Raw genomic sequence first — 18,156 nt, 5'->3', positions numbered from 1 at the left:
AATCTTAAGCTTTCCATCCTATATGGACAAATATTCATTTATTCGTTTTCGGTTGGGGTATTCTTGTGGACGATCTTTCTGTTACTTCCTCTGGTAATTCTTCTACTCATAAATCTTCTACTCAGGCATCCGGTAAATCCAGTTTGCAATTGTGGCTGGAAGCCATCCACCCGAACCATACGTTCGATGAAAAAACACCACCACTTGAGCCAGACTATACAGATGATGATATGTGGGCCGCAAAACCCGGCAAGCTAGGCAACGCCGCCTTAACGCCAGAAGGTATTGAGCGCACTAACGCGGAAGATACACTGGCGGATGTGTTTTATATTCATCCCACCACTTATGTAGGCACCCGCACATGGAACGCAGCCATTGGCGGCAACCGCGCTGATGAAGTGGTGGACCATGTAATCATGCCGGGGCAAGCCAGCATCTTTAACGGCAGCTGCCGCATTTTCGCGCCGCGCTACAGGCAGGCAACCCTTTCAGTTTTCTTCAACCCAAGTGAAAGCGGGCGCGCAGCCCTTGATCTCGCATTCCGTGATGTGCGCCGGGCATTCAAACATTTCATTGACGTTGAAAATGGCGGCAGGCCGTTTTTCATTGCGGGCCACAGCCAGGGCTGCGCCATGGCTATGCGGCTGCTTGCAGAAGAATTTGATGATCCCGCGCTTAAGGAACGCTTTATCGCCGCCTACCTGATCGGCTTTAAAGTGACAGACGAAAACGTAAAAGATATGGCCCATATTGCTGCACCTGCAACAGCTGCGGATGATACGGGCGTGTTTGTGGCATACGACACGTTCCTTGAAGGCACAGATGCCCTTCATCAACCCGATGCGGCTGAACACTGGGCTAAATCAGGCTGGTTCCGCCGTGCGGCGACGCCTGTAAAAGCTATTAATCCCCTTAACTGGAAAGCGGATGGTGCCCACGCAGATAAAAGCCTGCACAAAGGCATCTGCACACCAGTGCCAAATGATATGAACTTGCTGCCAAAGCTGTACGCTGCAGGTGCAGATACTCCGCTCGGCCTTAAGTGCAGCGGGCTTATCGGCCCCATGCTGCCGGGCACAGATGCCCAGCTTGATGAGCATGGTTTCCTGAAAATCTCAAAACCCGAGCAAGCGCCCCTCAATGCAGGCATTTTCGGCGGCAATTACCATAACCTGGATATGGCGCTGTTTTATATGAACTTGCGTGAGAACATCGCCGCACGACTTGAGACGTTTTTGGGGTAAATCAATAACGTATTATTTCTTTTTATAAACTCGGTTATTTCCGGCTTCTATAGCCGCATCTAAGATATTAATTTTTCTATGAATTTCCTGATTTCCAGGATTTCTATCGCTAATACCTATGAGTAAATGACCTACATGTATATCGAAATACGCTCTTACTTGATCTATATCTAATGGCCTTATTTCTGCTGTAGATAGATTACGTAACCTCAATAATATTTCTAAAACCTTTTCATCTGATACCGAAACCATATTCCACCATTTTTTTAGAGATGGGTGGTGAATTTCCCACCAAGTGTAGATATAGTCAAAAAACTGTGGGACATCTGCTATAGATTCGGACATATTTTCGTATACGTTATCGATCAGATAACACTTTAACGAGTTTAGCTCCTCAGAGTTTAGCAACCACTGATCTTCAGGCTTACTTGCATGCTCCGTTTCACCATGAGCTATCATTTCGTTCCACAGAAAATCTATAGTAAACCAACTTTTTGCTTTAAGATTATTACATATATCAATCAATAAGTTTCCACGCTCAATACCCTGAACTAACTTGATAAACCTCGATAGGATAACCGTGGCAACACTCCATATAAGGATACGCCCCCAATGCTCATTCCCATCCTTCAGGAGATATTCGTCCATGTAGTCGGCCAGTCCGATTATCATATTACACGCAACATCTTTTGAGATGAGGTTGATATCTTCGTTTTGAATACGGTACAAAAAACTATCTAACTTAGTCGAACCATTAGAGCGAACTTCATCACCTAAAAAGCGTAATACTTCTATCGCGCCTTCACGTGTTTCCAGAGCGTTCAAAGCGTCGGAGAATTCTCTATCGGAAAGATGACCAATTCCTGCATCGTGAAGGAAAAAATACTTATAATAATTCACACTGGCTAGTCTTTTAAATTGTCTATTTTCAACAATTTTCGTTTCGCTCTCATTCTCAAATAACTGTAATGTGCTCCCTCCTGAAGAACCCGGAAGAAGCATACTGAGAGCGGCATTACTATAGTCATCTGTTCTACGTTCTGGATCAAATGCCTTTTGTACCTGATCTTTCAGCCGATCCATCCATATCCGTTTGTGCTTAGTATCCTGAATTCTAAAATAACTTGTCACATAATATTCAATCGCTTTGTATAAAACTGGGTTGTCATACTTAATTGCTTCCAACCATATAAAATCGCGAAAACTTACATTTTCAGCTACGGATGGCCACCTCATTTTAATTGAGTTTATTAGTGTCAACACCTGCCTAGGCGTTTCTAAATTCACTAAATTCCTTATCGCAAGCAAATCAGTTCGGATAATTCTAAGATTTGTCAGGCCGAGCACCTGTTCATACAAACTATAACATTCGTCAAAAAACCAAGTCAGCAAATCATCTTGTTCAGGCTTAGGCACCACAAACTTTGCATTGATAATCTTCCCTAAATAATCGTAACCGTTATCAATTTGGAAATGATTAGATACCGCCTTTGCTACGTTATCTTCATCATAGCTAAACACATATGTTATGTTTGGAAACTCGACGGCAGCCCTAACCATTCTTAAAACTTCAACAACCTCAGAGGGTTCCAAACGATCGAGGTCATCAATAAAGATAATAAAATGATTTGGTAACTTCTGTAACCCGGAGACAACATCAGACTTTAAATCTTCGAGTGGTTTTTGATCAGATTTCAAAAGACTAGTAAATGCATCAAAAGACACCATACTGAAAGGCAAAGCTTTCAATGTATCCATCAGTTTCACAATCGGCCCAACACGCTCCGAAAAACGTCGAGAATAATCCCTCAACGACTGAATATCTTTATATGGGAGAAGTTTGTCTTCTTGAATTTTATACTCTAGCTCCATCAACAAAGAGTATATCAATTTATCTCTATCGCTTATCAACCAAGGCGAGAAAGAGATATGCTTCGTCTCTGACTTAAATGACAATTTTACGTAATTTATAAGTGTGGTTTTTCCAATCCCCCAACCTCCTTCAATTCCAACTACAAAACCATCACCTTTATCAGGCCTCTCAAGTGCCCTAGCTATCTTTTTTGCAAACAGTGCATAGCCTAGCCTATCTTCAGATATGTTTACACTAGCTGAGTGCACCATAGTTTTATTGGAAATCTTAAAACCATCGGTCTCAGCCGTATCACTTTCTTCATCAACAAACGATTTGCAAAACAAATAAGATGAACTAAACAATATCAGCGAAACCAGCCAAAGCTCCCAACCGATTTGCAAAAAACTTTGCAACACATATAAAAAAAACTTGAATGGTAGCGTCGGAAACAACCCTAACCAAAAATACTCGAACAACATATACATCCCCCACCTACGCTTTATTCCAGCAAGGTGCTCAAGATATACATTAAAGACTATTTTTCAATTATTAAGAGCAAATTCACTCGCCCTCTTCAGTGGCCTCTTTAGGGGGCGCAGGACGGGTTAGGATGAAGAGGGAAACGCAGGACAGTACCACGATCTGGATGATGAAACCGCGTGTGGGTACATCATAGAGAAAGCTCAATCCGATTGAGAAAAGAATAAAGCCCATGGCCATAAATTTCACGCGCGTGGCAATGGCGCCGTGTTTGCGCCACTCGGCGATAGGCGGACCGAATTTTTCGTGGTTCAACAGCCAGTTATGAAGTTTATCCGAGCCGCGTGAGAAACAAAAAGCTGCCAGCAAAAGAAAGGGTACCGTTGGTAAAAGTGGCAGGAAGGCACCAATCACCCCCAGCACAAATGCTATCCACCCACATGCCATCCAAATATAGCGCACAAGCTATCTTCCTTTTGCGAACCATTCTTATTTCACTATATGGGAGACACACCCCAAAAGTGAACCTCTTAATAAAAAAAAGCCCGCAACAGTAAATCAGGGGACTGTTGCGGGCTTAGACCATCAGCTTACGGGAATGATAGCTGAGGTGAGGAAACCTGCGCTTTGTGTAGGGCGAGGCACAGGTTGGGAATGCTGGGGGCTTATTTCCCGAAGAATTCATATCTCTACGTTCAAGAGATGGGGATGGATCTTCAGACTGGAAGTGACGATTATTGCAAAGGCCCAATGCAAAAATAGACCAGTGGTTTTCACGCATAAAAACAATACGTTGCAGAAACGGCCAACAGCATGTTTTATGGGTATTGAGCTAGAGGGAACCAAGCCGAGAGGGGAAGATCAGTATGACATTCACCACATTCACTGAAAGCCTGAACTTCAGCGATATGGATATGATGGCGCTGTTGTTTTTCCTGCTTCTCTGGGCGCTTTACACATTCCTTGCAGACCATAGCAAATATAAAACCCGAGCAATTTCCCACCTTATGGATGGGCAGCGACTTCGCTGGTTAACAGAAGCCGCGAACCGCGAGATGCGGATGATTGATACGGGCGTTCTTAAAATTCTTGTTACCGGTATCAGCTTTTTTGCGTCCTCCACTATCCTTGTGCTGGGTGGGCTTATTGCGGCGATGGGCTATAGCGAACAGCTGGCAGTAGCTTTTGCCCATATTCCACTGGCGAAACCCTTAACCGCAGATGGTTTCGTGGTGCGGGTTGGCCTGCTGGTAGGGATTTTCATTTATGCTTTCTTCAAGTTTGCATGGGCATTCCGCATTGCCAATTACTGTGCCATTGTGATCGGCGGCATGAGCGACAGCCGTTATGATGAAGATAAAGCCGCGCGTATGAAACGTGCCTCAGTGGCTGCCAAACTTTCTTCTGCATCCGGGCACCATTTCAACCGGGGCATCAGGGCCTATTTCTTCGCGCTTGCGGGGCTTACATGGTTTGTTGGCCCCCTTGTTTTCATGAGCGCAACGCTTGCTGTGGTGTTTGTACTGACCCGCCGCGAGTTCACATCCCGCGCCGTAAAACTGGTTCGGGAACTGTAGAACCAAAGTCTAAAATTTTCTCTAATCAGGGAATAAACTTAAGCATGGGTGTGGCTTATTTATGCTAGTGGCAGAAAACATCTGCACTGGCACTGAATAGCGCTTTGCCCTAAGCGGTTTTTCTGTTACCAACGCCTTATATCTGCCCTATTTTTCAACTGAATTATAGGCTGGCTGTATTTGGTGGGGTTGTTCAGCAAACATTCAGCTTGCAAAAGCACTATACAGCACTCGGAGGAAACTGCGGTCTGGCACGTATCAGACAGCAGACAAAGAATTATAAAGGACGCACACGTGGTTCGTAGTATTGCACGCCGCCAACAGGTTTCAGCCCTTGCTCTTTTTGCCGTTCTGGCATCAGCACCAGCTTTCGCACAGGATGCGACATTGGGAGAAGCCCGCACCACAACACTAAGAACAAGTGGTTTCAATATTGGCAATAACGGCACGCTTACTGTAACCGCCGATGGATCGGTGACTGTTGGAAACGGGACAGCGATTATCGTGGATGGTAACCATAATATTGCGCTCCAAAGTTCCAGCACCATTACATCAAATGATATTGCGGCAGGGCGCGGCCTTCTTGTTGATACCTCCAATCAACGTATTCAGGCTGACCTAACTCTTGCTGGTTCTGTTTCTGTAGCTGTACAGGCTGCTGGTGATTTTAACGAATCCAACAACACAACTGTTGTAGGCCTGCTTATTGATGGCGACCAAGGGTACGCAGGTGATATTACTATAGAAGATACTGCCGTGTTCGATGTACACGGCAGCGGTGGCCGCGGTTTTGCGATTGATACCGCTTTTGAAGGCAACATCAATTACGATGGTGATATCAACGTTATCGGCGTTAACACCATTGGTATTGATATTAATGGCCCGGTAACAGGCAATGTAACCATTGATGGCAGCGTGAACACTGATGATGAAGGCGCTGTTGCTGTTCGTGTAGGTGACCGCATTGACGGTTCATTCACTATTGCAGGCAACCTTACAGCAGGTGATGTTGCAACTTCGGATAATGCAGCCGAACCTGCGAAGGCCGTGGTTCTTATCGAAGATAGCATCACTGGCGGTGTTTTGTTTGAAGGCGTAGGCCAAAACAATGATGTGGATGATGACGGCAATCCGGATGTGGCAACAGATTCCGTTATTATCTCAACAGGCGGGGCTCCTGCTTTTCTGGTAGATTCTACTGAAAGCGGCAATGATATTGTACTTGGTGAAGTTGGCGACACAGGCTTTAGCTGGGTACATAAAGGCCGTATTGAAACACTCGGCGGTTCCAATGGCCTTGAATCAACAGGCGTAGAATTCAAGGGTACAGCTGATGCCCCGGTTACCTTTGAAGGTGGCATCTGGTTTGATACAGGTTCCATTTCTCTTATTGCCCAGGATAATAATTCCACGGGTGTAATTATTGGCAATAATGTAACCGTACCAACGTTCCTTAATCAGGGCATCATCAACATCGGCACCAACGCTCTCATCACCAATAACAGTGATGGTACACAAACACGCGGCCCCGGTGGTGTGGCAACAGCTATTCTGATCCGTGAAGATGGTTCACTTTCTGAATTTACCAACAACAATACAATTCAGGTAAATTCCTTGGGTGAAGGTCAAAACGCATACGGTATTCGGGACCTCTCTGGCACTCTTACAACCTTCACAAACACAGGCAATTTCCTGATCGCCACAGACAGTAATGGCGGTGGTGATACGATTGCCCTTGATGTACGAGCAAACACCAGCGGCTTCAACCTTACAAACTCTGGTACTTTTGTAGGTGATGTTCTAATGGGCGACGGTGATGACACCGTTACGCTTCAGGGCGGAACACTGGAAGGCGACCTTTCCTTTGGGCTTGGTAACAACCAGCTTAATATTCGCAACGAAGCTGTTTTCAGCGGCTCTTCAAGCTTTGAAGGTACACTTGACCTTTCAGTGAATGATGCAGATATTGAAATTGCTTCCGTTAGCCAATTGAACTTCACCAATGCTGATTTTTCTGGCGATGCGGAACTACGCTTTATTGTAAACCCTGAAGCGGGTCAAAACGGCCAGCTGATCATTACAGATACACTCACTGCATCATCTGATGTGGATATTGTGCCAGTTATTACCCGCCTCACGAATTCTCAGCAGTCTTTTGATCTGATTACAGCGAACAATATTTCACTGGCTGACGCAGGTTCTTCTCTTGCGCTTTCAAACACGCCGTACTTGTTTGATGTTTCACTTACACAAAATGATGGCACTGATGGCAGCACAATTACACTGAATGTACGCCCCAAAGATGCATCTGAACTTAATGTCAATTCAGCAGCCACAGGGTTATACGACAACATCGTAACCAGTGGCCTTGACCTGGATAACGTTCTGGAAGCCAGCCTATCTGGTCTAACAACTCAGGAAACAACCGAAGCGGCTTTGAATGCTCTGTTACCTGATATCACAGGTGGTTCTACCTACCTTGCACAGGCTTCAAGACGCCAGTTGGCAAACCACTTATCAAACCGGCTTGGTGACTATGTAGAAGGCAAATCTTTCGCAAGCGGCGGATGGGCACGTGAGGTAACTTCAATCGGTGACCGCACCAGCCAAATCAGTGCTTTTGATGCCAGTCTTTTAACAGTTGGCCTGACTTTTGGTTATGATGCTCCGGTGAATAAAAATCTGGTGGTTGGTGTAAACGCTGGCTTCACGCTGAACGGCCTTTCCGGTAAAGATGATACGATTGATAGCGAACTATCAACCTTCGCACCGTTTACATCCGTTTATGCCCTTACACGCGCTGGTGGCTTCTATCTTGGTGGTCAGGCAACGGTGCAATATGTTGCTATTCGCCGTGAACGGAATATCGAGTTTGGTACCGTTGACCGCCTTGTAACAAGCCGCACAAATGGATGGAACTTTGTTGCTACTGCCGAGGCGGGATACAATCTTTCTGTTGGTAAATTAAGCATCAAGCCGTTTGGCCGTATTGCTGCGCAAAATTATTCAGAAGGTGGTTACACCGAAGAAGGTGGCGATAGCGCAAACCTAACAGTGGAAAGTACATCTTTCACACGGGTAGACGGTACAGTTGGCGCGGCTCTCGGCTACGACTTCAATTGGAAAACAAGAAATGAAACACGCATTGTACGGCCTGAGATTTTCTATTCCTACACTCAAAACCTGTCAGGTGCTGATGCAGAACCACTCGAAGCAATTTTTGTAGGCGGCGACACCAGCTTCCTAGCGGAAGTAGACCGGACAGCAAAATCAGTGGAACAAATCGGTGGTGCCTTCAATATCTTCGGTATCGATTCGACCGCACGCATTCACTATGCGTACGAAAAGCTTGATCAACAGCGCGCACATTCAGTGAGCTTCAACTTCGGCCTGGCTTTCTAAAGCTTCTAAAGATATTCACTAAAAAAGCCGGATGCATAACGCTGCTCCGGCTTTTTTTATTAAGAGTATCCGATCGGCCTATTCTGATTGGGCCGGCTGATTTTTCTGCTGATCTTTTGGTAACTTCTTCATCACCTCAAAGGAAGCGAACCCACAGGTTGAACGAATAAAACCGCCCCCCCTGTTGATAACACTAAAGATATCACTTCTACACAAACTACCTGCTCGAACCGTGTAAGCGATAGATTCTTCAAAGCCTAAGCCGTGACACCTGTTTTCCAGATTAACCAAATAAGAGGTTTTATTCCGGCCATTAAAGATAATTGTATAATCATCAAGAACTTTAGTGTTTCTAATTCTTGAAACCTTAATACATGCTTTGGTTTCGCCAGTTTGCTCATATTTAGCGAGTTCTTTTGTTACCTTTTCTGGATCTCTACCTTTGTCGGAAGCTGCTGCAGCAGTGGCCACCAACGCGCAGGAAACCAGTGCTGTTCCAAGTGCTTTCATCATTTAACCAACTCCGTCCGCTGTCTATTGTTGGTTCCAATAATATACCAGCTAACTTAACCCTTGATGAAGCAACAATTATAGAAAAAGGTTTATGAAATGCTTTCAGTCAGACTTTTCTTCTGCCACACAACATAACGAACTTCCACACCACTCATGATATTTCGGCGCAGGCCTGAAGCAGATTTAACCATATCAAGTGTGCTTTTCGCCATCTTGATATCTTTTTCCGTGGGCCGCCAGTAATCCAGATTCAAGTAACTATCTCTGATCTCTTTAGAGGTATCTTCCGTTACATTATGGCTACCAACCAGATTAAAATATTTACCCAAAGTATTTTTCTTTGCAGGAAGCTTGTTTGATACCTGCGAATAAATGAAATGCCCTTCAGGCTTCATGATACGGTGCACATGTTCTGTCCAGCCAGCACGTTCACGGAAAGAACGAAGATCATCCATGCAGAAAATCGCATCATAATGCATCTTTTCCCGCTTAAACGGATCCTCGAGCCGGGTCATGTTACTTAATTCAATCCGAGGAAAGTTTGCGAAACGGTCCTTCAGGTGGCTAAGGCATTCCTCACGCCCTTCAAAGGCATCCACACGGAAACCGCGCTCAACAAGGTTACGCACCAAACGGCCGCCACCGGGCGCGATTACCGCAACATGGCCACCTTCACGGATATCATCAATGATATTGAATTTATCCATCGCAGAAAGGCTGAGCGGCCTTTCGCAATAATCCATATTCTGACCATTGAAAAGCAGATCCAACGCCAGAGAGAAGCCGAGAAATTCGGACATCTTTTTACCTCAACATACAAATTGCCAATCGTGACTGCTGCCAAGCCACACGATGCAATCCGGCCCCAATAGGTTTTCTATATACTGTTTATTATCAAATCCTTAACCTTACAATTTGATATAAATTCCACACAATAAAGTGACGCTCATGTTACTAGCTGATTTTATGCGCCAATCCTGCTAAACAGCATTTAAGAGAAAACGTTCCAGGGAAAGTATGGCGTGAACACTACCGTTGAAGAAATCAAAAGTCCGTGCATGGGTGTTTGCCAACTGGACCGTGCACGTGAATTCTGCATGGGATGTTTCCGAACACGCGATGATATTGGCCGCTGGTCACGGGCAAGTAATGCTGAAAAGCAGGAAATTATCGACAGTGCCACAGAGCGCTCAGAGCGTATTCTTGCTGAAATCCGTGCGAGGAAAGCTGCTAAACAGGCCTGAAGGGAAAAGATATGCTGATACAGATATTAATCGGCCTTGCGGTTATTGTGGCAACTGCCTTCATCCATGCCGGCGTTCTATCCATCACGCTTAAACGCAATAAAAAGCTGACAGATTGGGCGCAAAACAACCCTCATTTCTGGTCGACGACTATCGCACTTGCAGTTTCTGTTATCTGGGTAATGGCAGCACATTTGATTGAAGTAGTTCTGTGGAGTTTTGTCTATATCGGGCTTGATATATTCGATACTTTCGAAACTGCCGTTTATTTTGCGCTGGTGTCATACACCACCCTCGGTTTCGGGGATATCATCCTACCCGATAACTGGCGCCTGCTTTCTGGCCTTACCGCTGCCAACGGTTTCCTTGTATTTGGTTGGTCAACTGCATTTCAGGTTGAATTCCTCACTGCACTTCGTACGAAATCTGTGCATGAAATGTCCTTTAGCAGTAACCCCAAAAGCTGGGATGACCCCATCATATAAAAAAACGCGGCCCGAAAGCCGCGTTTGATATCCCACTTACATGAGAGAGTTTAGGCGAAATCCACACCATGCTCCGCAAGCGGAAGTTTGGTATAGGTTTCTCCTGTGAGATTAGTAAGTGCGTTTACAAATGCCGGGCCAATTGGCGGCACACCCGGTTCACCAATACCCGTCGGTGTTGGCACACTGCTTTTCACAATATGCACCTCAACCTCTGGCATCTGGGAAATACGCATAGGTTCATAACTTGGGAAGTTGTCCTGCTCCACAAGCCCTTCATCAAGCGTGATCTGCAACTGCATTACGGCACTTAGACCATAAACAACACTGCTCTGCACCTGTGCTTCAATCACATCCGGGTTCACCGCCAGGCCACAATCCACAGCACTGGTGACATGATCAATGCTGATGTAACCATCACCATCTCGGCTGATTTCAACCACATGCCCAACAACAGTGCCGAAGCTTTCATGCACAGCAACACCGCGCGCTTTATTTTTCCCAAGCGGTTTACCCCAGCGAGATTTTGCCTTGAGTTCCGCCAGCACATCACTGTGACGCTTATGATCTTTCAGCAGCTTGATACGATAATCAAGCGCATCAACACCCGCCTTCTTTGCGCAGGCATCAATCATGGTTTCCATCACATACCCTGTATGCGTATGCCCTACAGAACGCCACCACAGGCCTGGCACTTTGGATTCAACCGAATGCAGGCTCACATCAAGATTTGGTATTGGATACGGCGTATCACCCACACCTTCTACTGATGTGGAATCAATGCCATCTTTCACAAGCACTGGTTCAAACGGTGTACCCTTCAATATCGATTGGGTAACAATCGTATGTTCCCACGCTTCTGGCATACCGTCAGCACCCACGGATGCTGATACTTTATGCACAGCAACAGGCCTGTAACGACCACCACGAATATCGTCTTCACGAGACCACACTAGGTGTACTGGTGTGCTATCTCCAAGGCGGTGTGCAATCTCCACTGCTTCGGCGATATAATCAGCGTTTGGTGTAGCGCGGCGACCAAAGCTGCCGCCCGCATAAACCGTATGGATTTCCACTTTCTCAAGCGGCAAACCGGTGATAGCGGCGGCAGTTGCTTGTTCAATTGTCGGGAACTGAGAGCCCGCCCAAATCTCACACTTACCATCATGAATATGAGCAACTGCATTCAGTGCTTCCATCGGTGCGTGAGCAAGGAACGGGAACTGATATGTTGCTTCAATCCGGTCATCCGCTTCTGCAAGCTTTGTGGCTGCATTACCCTCCTGCCTTACCTTCGTACCTTTTGTTTCAGCAACTTTCAGGTATTCATCCATGATCTCAGGGGACGAGCGCAATTCAGCGCCAGATGTATCCCACTGGATATCCAGCATCTCACGGCCCTGCATGGCGGCCCATGTATCCCTGGCGAGAACTGCAACACCGCGAGAGGTTTCAATCACCTTCACCACACCCTGCACTTTCAGCGCTTCTGTTGCATCAAAACTCTTGAGCGTACCACCAAAATACGGGCTGTGGGCAATCACTGCTTTCAGCATGCCCGGCAGCTTCACATCTTGCGCAAAAATGGCAGAACCATCGGTTTTTGCATCACTATCCTGTCGAGCGATATGCTTGCCAAACAGTTTGAAACTTTTGCTATCTTTCAGGGGTGGCTCTGAAGGCACCTTCACATTTGCAGCGTCTGTCGTGAGATCACCAAAGCTAATGTTTTTGCCAGAAGGCTTATGCTTCACCATACTGTCTTCAGCAACCAGTTCAGAAGAAGGCACACCAAAACGTTTGGCTGCTGCTTCAAGGAATGCAAAACGGGCAGCTGCACCTGCTTTTCTAAGCTGCATATAGGAATTTGCCATGGCGGAACTACCGCCTGTGCCCTGTGCAGGGCCCCAGAACAGGTTATTATAGCGGCTGGCATCAGCAGGCGCCCAGCGGACAGAAACCTTATTCCAGTCAGCGCCTAGTTCTTCAGCCACTACTGTTGCAAGGCCGGTGGTCGTGCCCTGCCCCATTTCAAAATGTTTGGCAATAACCGTGATTGTACCGTCTGCGGCCACTTCAAGGAAATCTGCTGCATAGGGGCTCGCTGCTTTTGCCGCACCTGATACTATGCTTGGCGCAAGGCTAACCGTTAATACACCAGCGGCGGCTGAAAGCATAAACTGCCTTCGGGTTGGCTGCGGTTGACCACTATTTTTGGAAGCAAATAGATTTTTCATGATTCATGCCTCCATCTTTTCTGCTGCTAAATGAACGGCAGCACGAATACGCTGGTATGTGCCGCAGCGACAGAGATTGCCGTTCAGCGCTTCATCAATATCTTCGTCAGTTGGTTTGGGGTTCGAACGAATAAGTGCCGCCGCCGCCATTACCTGACCGGACTGGCAATAACCGCACTGAACCACATCTAGTTCACGCCAAGCGGCCTGAACATTTTTAAAGGCACTATCTTCCTGCCCTTCGATTGTGCTGATCTCAACACCTTCTGCATCCTCGAGACGGAATTGACACGACCGCATTGGCTCGCCGTCGACAAGGATTGTGCAAGCACCACAGGAAGCAACACCGCACCCAAATTTTGTCCCTGTTAAATTCAGATGATCACGGATAACCCAAAGAAGCGGGGTATCCGGCGCAGCGTCTACTGAAACGCGCTGCCCGTTAAGTTTTATTGATGCCATGACATTCACCTAGCCGAGGGGTTGGACCTGAGGACTAGAGTATGGGTATTGACCATTGTTTTATTAATATTAAATATATGGAAACACTGTTTAGCTGTACTTAATAATCAATCGGAAAACAGCCTTATGCAAAAACAATGGCTTTCAAGCGTACCTATCTTTCTTGCAGTCGCTAAGCATGAAAGCTTCAGCAAAGCAGGCATTGAGCTTGAAATGAGCACGTCCGCCATCAGTCAGGCAATCAGGCAAATGGAGGATAGATTAGGCCTGCCATTGTTTTACCGTACAACACGAAGCGTAGCTCTTACAGAAGCGGGACAGGCCCTGCATAGAAGGCTTGCACCTGCAAACACTGAAATGGAACAGGCTTTTGATGAAGTACGTGCTTTTTCAGAAGCTCCCAGAGGCACGCTCAGGCTAAATATCCCGACAATGGCAGTTAGAAATATCATTGAGCCTGTTGTCGTTCCCTTTCTTCAAACCTATCCCGATGTCGCACTGGATATCGGCGTAGAAAACCGCAACGTAGATATTATTGCCGAAGGATATGATGCAGGCATCAGGCTGGGAGAGAGCGTTGAGCCAGATATGGTTTCCGTATCACTATACGGCACCATTAATTCTGTTATTCTTGGCGCGCCAGATTACCTGCGCAAACGTGGCATGCCCAAAACCATTGAGGATTTGCAAAAACACAATTGCATTCAGTTTCGCCACGGGCCAAATGGCCCGATATACCGCTGGCATATGACGGTGGAAGGTGAAGAAGTTCAAATCGATACCACAGGTAACTTAACCGTTGCAGACGCTGCCATCGCCCTTGATGCCGCCAGTAAGGGGCTTGGGCTCTGTTACTATTTTGATTTTCTTGCTACTCCCTATCTGGAAGGCGGCAAGCTTGTTTCTGTTATGAATGACTTCAAAGTACCGGAAGAAGGCCCGTGCATCTATTTCCCGCGCCGTGCCCAGCAAAGCCAGAAACTACGTGTATTTATCGATTTCTTGAAGAAAAACAGCCAGCTTCTGCGCCGTGCCCGCTTCGCTTAACTCACGCCTATTCACCTAACCGTTCGCAGATAGAGCTATACCTCTGGCAGAAGTAAGCTTGAACACCCTATCTACCGCTGTCAGCTTCACCTCAAATAACGATAACTAAACGAGGATAAAACAGTGAAAAAAAGCTGGCTTATTGCACTAACCATTTTTATGGGTGCAAATATCACGGGCGATGCAAAAGCAATCGACAAACACGATCAATTAAAAAACACGATCACTCGCTGGGCTGAAGAACAAAATTTCAACGGTGTATTAGTGGTGGGTATTGAAGGTGAACCAGCAATCACTGTTACACGAGGCGTAGCCGATTTTTCAACAAAGCGCCCCTTTACGCGGAATACTATTTTCCAGACAGGTTCTGTGGACAAATATCTCACCGCCATCGCTGTGCTCGCTATGCAGGATAAAGGCCTGCTTGATATTCATACCCCTATCACACGCTATCTGCCGGATTACAGATCAGACACAGGCGATAAGGTGACACTTCACCATATGCTGATAAACCGTTCTGGCTTGCCCAATGATTATATGCCGCCTGTAGGGAAAATTCCTGCAGCCCTGAAGGCTAACCCAGGCGCCACGATGCATTCACTCGGTTTCATGGATATGAGCCCGGAAGAAGGGGTGAAAGCATACGGCAGCGGTGATTTAAAATTCACACCGGGTGAACAGTTTGATTATTCAAACACCAACTGGATTTTGTTACAGCATATCCTGCGTACAGTCAGCGGCAAGAGTTACGGCGAAGTATTACAAGAGTATGTTTTTAGCCCTGCAGGTATGGAAAATAGCGGTACATTTGAAATTGATCTGAACGGCGCGACGCCAAAAACCGTTGATATCGCTATTGGTTATAACCCACGCGGCAAACGCCACGATGGTGATTACCCTTTCCCCTCTTTTGTAGGCCACGGTAGTTATATGGCGGCGGCAGACAGCATCAAATTAATAGACGCACTTTATAGCGGCAAACTTCTAACCGCCACCACGCTTAAAGAATTTAGCACCGTCTATAGCGCAGAGAAGCATTATGCATATGGCGGCAGAGTTTATTCCAGTAGCGAAATGGATAACCAGTATCAGACTACAGAACCGCTTTTCGCCAAAATTGCTGAACGTTTTTCACCACAAAATGGCTCCAACGGAGCAACAAAAATTGCCTTCATTCATCCAATCGGCACGCCCTATACAGTTGCAGCCTTTTCAAACACGCCAACTTATACAGGGAATGTCTACCGGTTTGCGGCAGAGATTATTCTCAACTTACAAAACAAGGAATAAACTTGGCACGGTGCCTTAACCTACCCTCGTTAGGGCACCTGAATCGCATAAAGCAACGATCTATTTTTGCAAAATAAAACAACATTTTAGCGTTTCGCTAAGAGTGTTTTTCTACCTGTATTTTTTTATCCTTATAAATCATATGGTTAACAAAAATTAACTTTGGCAAGCCTTGTGCAATGTCTTCTCCATGAGATTTTGGAGAATTACAATGATCCCTCGCAAGGCCTTCACGTTATTAACCGCTTCACTGGCTCTCCTCGCAATGCCAGTGCTTGCGGGCGTGAAGGCCGATTATTCTGTTTCTTCCCCCCTTGAACCCAAAGTGATGAACGGAGAGAAAAGCTACACCTTTGATATCCGCAATAATCACACATCGCCTATTGTTGTTAAACTCAGGATCAGGGAGCTAACCCAACGCAAAATAAACAGCCCACGCGAACCTGTTGCGATTAAAATGAATAAGCGTTTGCTGCTTATTTTGCCGCGGGAAATGAAAACGGTAACTGTTTCACTGGATAAATCCTGGGAAGGCGAAGACAGCCATAAATATCTGATCACTTCCTCTCTCGTAGGGGCAAAAGACAAGGATGGAAATAAGGTTAGGAATGCACCTACCAAGTCGCTCGTAAGCTTTATGGTACGACCATCCTTCAAGGATGAAGAATTCCTGTTCGCTGATATTGTTGGAGATCTACTTGAACCGCCTACCCAGCTAACCTCCGCTGAAAGACGTCCTGTATTCAGGAACCGCACTATCGCCTCAGAACCACCAGCGGACTCTGACCTGATTTTCCCGCCCGACCAGCGCCCATAAGCATTATGCCAAGGCTTTCCTCACCTTCGGCATAATGCGCCTGCTGACGGGTATATATTCCCCGGTTTTCAAAAGCAGCTTCCCTGCCCCGTTTGCTTCTCGTTCAAGAGTCTCCGCATAATCCCCATTCACCAAATAAGACCGGTGTACCTTCAGGAAGCTACCAGATAATTCATTTTCAAGTTCAGCAAGAGTGTGGCTGCAAAGAATGGTTTTCCCGTTATTGCACTTAAGCTCTACATAGTCCCGAGCCCCCTTGCAGTAAGCAATATCACTAGCACTTACCAGTTCCACTTTACCTTCATGAGATACCTTTATTCGGCGCGGATTAACCCGTTCGTTTGCTTCATCCAGCATTTGCTGCAAGCGGTCAGCACGGGCTTGATCTTCAGCCTGCTGCGCACGTTCGGCCTCAAGCTGTTTAATCTGCTGTGCAAACAAAAATATGAGAAGAGCCGCAACAAAATAATAGTAGTAACGATCAAGAAAGCCTGACGGCACCAAATGCACGCTGATAGTAAAAATCAGGAAGGCCACACCATATTTCAGCCCGGCTTGATCACCTCGCCTGTATGCGCTGAAGCTCACTACCGCACCGATGATGGCCGCCGTCAGGAACACAGCAACAGATTTTGCATCAAACCCCGGAACAACAAACGCGGGAATACAAAGCCCCAGCAAATAAACCAGCATTGACCGAGTTTGCCACTTAACCAAGAACCGCTGAACAACATGCATAAGAAGGCTGGCGGAAGCCGCAATTCCAAAAAACAGGATAGCCATCAGGCGAATATCATGAAACGGCCAACTGTATGGAAAAAGCCCCCTGCTGATCTCGCTGGAAAGCTGCCCAAGTGCGAAAAATGCCATCAAAGGTACCCATATCTGGGTTTTTGGTGTTTCAGAGCGCAGCGCCAAAAGGCCAAAATAAAATACACCAATCACCAACACGCCAAACGGGATAATAGATCCCGAATAACTACGGAGAATAATATCCGTTGGCTGCACATATTCCGCCACCCCGATACGGTGAATTGGCTGTACCAGCTTGATATAACCGTGATAGCCAGACATCTCTATCACCAGTGTATTTTTGCCTTCTCTCAAGATACTGCGCGGCAGATAAAAAACCGTATCCATTGGGCCTGCTTCTTCTTCCCGAAGTGAATAACCGGGCTTACCGCTTGCACCCACGCGGGCGCCATTCATATAAAAAACAGCGCTGGCCTTGCCTGCAAAATAAAACCCCAATGGCTTGTCTGATGACAAAAGAGAAAGCGGTATATCAATATCGGCCTGCATCCAGAAATGCGTACCTTGCGGGTCAACATCCCACACATCTATCCGTTCACAGTCAGAGCTACTGAAATCTGGCCGTTCGGCGGTCTGGCAAACAATAACCGATGATCTGTCGATACTGTAAAAGGGCTGCGCCTTCAGGGGCCCACACGCACAAGCAAGCAACAGAATAATATATGTAAATACGCGAATATTCATAAGAAA

Annotated in this window: 15 protein-coding genes; 8 read left to right on the top strand and 7 right to left on the bottom strand. The window is 46.4% G+C overall.

Annotated features, from left to right (window positions below):
• The first annotated feature begins 65 nt into the window (after positions 1–65).
• Positions 66–1,244 (top strand): DUF3089 domain-containing protein, encoded by a 1,179-nt coding sequence (locus tag KFE96_RS06265; protein WP_255835125.1) that lies wholly within the window; start codon positions 66–68, stop codon positions 1,242–1,244.
• A 12-nt stretch (positions 1,245–1,256) separates the two neighbouring features.
• Here KFE96_RS06265 and KFE96_RS06260 read toward each other — a convergent pair whose 3' ends face one another.
• Both KFE96_RS06260 and KFE96_RS06255 read right to left on the bottom strand, forming a co-directional pair.
• Complete coding sequence (locus KFE96_RS06260; RefSeq protein WP_255835124.1) at positions 1,257–3,578, bottom strand: P-loop NTPase fold protein; 2,322 nt, start codon at positions 3,576–3,578, stop codon at positions 1,257–1,259.
• 82 nt (positions 3,579–3,660) lie between these two features.
• Positions 3,661–4,041: a YbaN family protein gene (locus tag KFE96_RS06255; protein ID WP_247015239.1), complete on the bottom strand. Its 381-nt coding sequence runs from the start codon at positions 4,039–4,041 to the stop codon at positions 3,661–3,663.
• A gap of 404 nt (positions 4,042–4,445) precedes the next feature.
• Here KFE96_RS06255 and KFE96_RS06250 point away from each other — a divergent pair, with 404 nt between their 5' ends.
• Both KFE96_RS06250 and KFE96_RS06245 read left to right on the top strand, forming a co-directional pair.
• The gene (locus KFE96_RS06250) at positions 4,446–5,156 is read left to right on the top strand and encodes a DUF599 domain-containing protein (RefSeq protein ID WP_247015241.1); all 711 of its coding nucleotides are present in this window, start codon (positions 4,446–4,448) and stop codon (positions 5,154–5,156) included.
• A 294-nt stretch (positions 5,157–5,450) separates the two neighbouring features.
• Positions 5,451–8,558, top strand: coding sequence for an autotransporter outer membrane beta-barrel domain-containing protein (locus KFE96_RS06245; RefSeq protein WP_255835123.1), 3,108 nt, complete (start codon positions 5,451–5,453; stop codon positions 8,556–8,558).
• A gap of 78 nt (positions 8,559–8,636) precedes the next feature.
• Here KFE96_RS06245 and KFE96_RS06240 read toward each other — a convergent pair whose 3' ends face one another.
• The gene (locus KFE96_RS06240; protein WP_255835122.1) at positions 8,637–9,071 is read right to left on the bottom strand and encodes a DUF6491 family protein; all 435 of its coding nucleotides are present in this window, start codon (positions 9,069–9,071) and stop codon (positions 8,637–8,639) included.
• Between the two features lie 89 nt (positions 9,072–9,160).
• Positions 9,161–9,871, bottom strand: a complete 711-nt coding sequence (locus KFE96_RS06235) for a bifunctional 2-polyprenyl-6-hydroxyphenol methylase/3-demethylubiquinol 3-O-methyltransferase UbiG (RefSeq protein ID WP_255835121.1) — start codon at positions 9,869–9,871, stop codon at positions 9,161–9,163.
• Between the two features lie 222 nt (positions 9,872–10,093).
• Here KFE96_RS06235 and KFE96_RS06230 point away from each other — a divergent pair, with 222 nt between their 5' ends.
• A complete protein-coding gene (locus tag KFE96_RS06230; RefSeq protein WP_255835120.1) occupies positions 10,094–10,315 on the top strand; it encodes a DUF1289 domain-containing protein in 222 nt (73 codons plus the stop codon).
• Positions 10,316–10,326: 11 nt separating this feature from the next.
• On the top strand, positions 10,327–10,800 hold the full coding sequence (locus tag KFE96_RS06225) for a potassium channel family protein (RefSeq protein WP_247015251.1): 474 nt from the start codon (positions 10,327–10,329) through the stop codon (positions 10,798–10,800).
• A 50-nt stretch (positions 10,801–10,850) separates the two neighbouring features.
• On the opposite strand, the gene KFE96_RS06220 is transcribed toward KFE96_RS06225, so the two are convergent.
• On the bottom strand, positions 10,851–13,037 hold the full coding sequence (locus KFE96_RS06220) for a xanthine dehydrogenase family protein molybdopterin-binding subunit (protein WP_255835119.1): 2,187 nt from the start codon (positions 13,035–13,037) through the stop codon (positions 10,851–10,853).
• A 3-nt stretch (positions 13,038–13,040) separates the two neighbouring features.
• On the bottom strand, positions 13,041–13,499 hold the full coding sequence (locus tag KFE96_RS06215; RefSeq protein WP_247015255.1) for a (2Fe-2S)-binding protein: 459 nt from the start codon (positions 13,497–13,499) through the stop codon (positions 13,041–13,043).
• 126 nt (positions 13,500–13,625) lie between these two features.
• On the opposite strand from KFE96_RS06215, the gene KFE96_RS06210 reads away from it, so the two are divergent.
• The 3 genes from KFE96_RS06210 (at position 13,626) to KFE96_RS06200 (ending at position 16,653) form a co-directional block, all read left to right on the top strand.
• Positions 13,626–14,546, top strand: a complete 921-nt coding sequence (locus KFE96_RS06210) for a LysR family transcriptional regulator (RefSeq protein WP_255835118.1) — start codon at positions 13,626–13,628, stop codon at positions 14,544–14,546.
• A gap of 123 nt (positions 14,547–14,669) precedes the next feature.
• Positions 14,670–15,836, top strand: coding sequence for a serine hydrolase (locus KFE96_RS06205; RefSeq protein WP_255835117.1), 1,167 nt, complete (start codon positions 14,670–14,672; stop codon positions 15,834–15,836).
• 211 nt (positions 15,837–16,047) lie between these two features.
• A complete protein-coding gene (locus KFE96_RS06200) occupies positions 16,048–16,653 on the top strand; it encodes a hypothetical protein (protein ID WP_255835116.1) in 606 nt (201 codons plus the stop codon).
• Between the two features lie 3 nt (positions 16,654–16,656).
• Here the strand turns inward: KFE96_RS06200 and KFE96_RS06195 are convergent, their stop codons facing one another.
• Positions 16,657–18,150 (bottom strand): LytTR family transcriptional regulator DNA-binding domain-containing protein, encoded by a 1,494-nt coding sequence (locus KFE96_RS06195; protein WP_255835115.1) that lies wholly within the window; start codon positions 18,148–18,150, stop codon positions 16,657–16,659.
• Between the last annotated feature and the right edge of the window lie 6 nt (positions 18,151–18,156).

The organism is Kordiimonas sp. SCSIO 12603 (assembly GCF_024398035.1).
GTDB lineage: Bacteria > Pseudomonadota > Alphaproteobacteria > Sphingomonadales > Kordiimonadaceae > Kordiimonas.
The sequence above is the reverse complement of the archived record's forward strand: the minus strand, read 5'-3'. Positions and strand labels throughout refer to the sequence as shown.